This is a genomic window from Parafrankia sp. Ea1.12 (assembly GCF_900465275.1).
GTDB classification, from domain to species: domain Bacteria; phylum Actinomycetota; class Actinomycetes; order Frankiales; family Frankiaceae; genus Parafrankia; species Parafrankia soli.
This window is the reverse complement of the sequence record NZ_UBIZ01000716.1, coordinates 1-1,117: the sequence shown is the minus strand read 5'-3', so window position 1 is coordinate 1,117 and position 1,117 is coordinate 1. Positions and strand designations below refer to the sequence as shown.

Genomic DNA, 1,117 nt, shown 5'->3' with positions numbered 1-1,117 from the left:
GGAGAGCGACGTGCGGTGAAAGTCGCATGCGTCGTTCGGGCTGGGGGCCGCCGGAAAAGGACCCGCACCCGCGGGCACCTCGCCGGCGGCCCACCAGTGCCCCCAGCTCGAAGACCTGTTCCGGCTGTGGCTGGCGAAACCCAAGCCTGACACTGTCGGACCGCACCTTCTCCTGCCCGTCCTGCGGGCTGGTGATCGACCGCGACGAGAACGCGGCGGTCAACCTGGCTCGGCTCGTCGACCGCGAGTACATCGGCGACGTTAAAACAGCCCGTGGAGCCGACCGTAAGACCAACGCGCCAGCACCACCGGCGCGGCGGCGGGTGGCTGTGAAGCGGGAACCGGGCACGGCCAAGACCGGTCAGACCCGGGGTGCCTCACCGAAAGGTGAGGCGGCATGAGTGGCGCTATCCGGCGCTCTTGTGCAACGGAGCGGAGTGAGAGGAGCGCCTGCACAGATGGCCGTCGTGGGGATCACCGGGCACCGCGTCCTGTCGCCGGAGGTCGAGACGTTCACGACCGCCGAGATGCGCCGCCTGCTGGGCCGGCACCGGGCCGCTGAGCTGGTCGGTGTGAGCTGCCTCGCCGAGGGCGCCGACAGCGTCTTCGCCGACCTGGTGCTCGGCCTCGGGGGCCGGCTTGTGGCCGTCCTGCCCGCGCGGGACTACCGGGAGTTCCTGCCGCCGGAGCACCGAGCGGACTACGACCGCCTGCGCGCCGCCGCCACGCGCGTGCGCACACTGCCGGGGCCCGAGGTGGACCTGGCGGCGCTGATGGCAGCCAGCGAGGCCCTGGTCGACGAGGTGGACGAGCTGATCGCCGTCTGGGACGGCCAGCCCGCCCGCGACTACGCCGGCACCGCGGACGTCGTCGCGTACGCGCGAAGCCAGCACAAGCCGGTCCACGTCGTGTGGCTCGCGGGCGCCGTCCGGGACTAGTCGCCGCATCAGACATCCGCCCTGGCCACGCCGGCGCGGCGATTCCTGCGGGTCAGCGCGGGGACAGCGGGACCACGCCGATCTGGACGGGGGTGAGACCGCTGGTCGGTGGCGGCGTCGGCGAGGCCGGTGCTGGGCCGGGGCCGTTGGGTGCCGGTCCGGCGGCCGCGGCCCAGCAC

At 73.2% G+C, this 1,117-nt stretch carries 2 protein-coding genes; both read left to right on the top strand.

Annotation, left to right across the window (positions count from 1 at the left end; translation table 11 throughout):
- Nucleotides 1-401, top strand: a 401-nt coding sequence (locus FMEAI12_RS35910) for a transposase (protein WP_235015154.1), incomplete at its 5' end; no start/stop codon positions are given.
- 57 nt (nt 402-458) lie between these two features.
- A complete protein-coding gene (locus FMEAI12_RS35905) occupies nt 459-938 on the top strand; it encodes a hypothetical protein (RefSeq protein WP_112109429.1) in 480 nt (159 codons plus the stop codon).
- Nucleotides 939-1,117: the final 179 nt, after the last annotated feature.

Excerpts from the sequence above, each read along its gene's own strand:
- FMEAI12_RS35905 (WP_112109429.1), top strand. The coding sequence starts at position 459 with ATGGCCGTCGTGGGGATCACCGGGCACCGCGTCCTGTCGCCGGAGGTC.